Here is a 275-nt window from a genome sequence, read left to right as displayed (position 1 = left end):
CTATCTGCAAACGGGCATTGTCGGGAATGAGGGTCATGACAGGTTCAGATGCCCTGACAGACTGTCCCTGTCTGACCAGCACGGCAGCAACGGTTCCGGATACCGGTGAAGTCAGCGTGAAATTTTACTTACCTGCCAGTTCGTCCTGCTGTTGCCTGATCACCTGCAACTGCCTGTCCATTTCAGCCTTCCGGCTTTCACCCTGAACGATGAGATGGTCAAGGTCGTCTTTAGCAGCCTCCATCGCGGTGTGCAGTTGCAGAAGCCCCTGACGC

General features: G+C 55.3%; 1 pseudogene. It reads right to left on the bottom strand.

What is annotated here, in order from left to right:
- Positions 1–275 (bottom strand): annotated as a pseudogene (locus RTW80_RS29170) (HlyD family efflux transporter periplasmic adaptor subunit); the annotation flags it as partial.

Source organism: Escherichia sp. AM3 (genome assembly GCF_032029835.1).
GTDB lineage: Bacteria > Pseudomonadota > Gammaproteobacteria > Enterobacterales > Enterobacteriaceae > Escherichia > Escherichia coli.
This window is presented reverse-complemented; position numbering and strand designations above follow the sequence as displayed.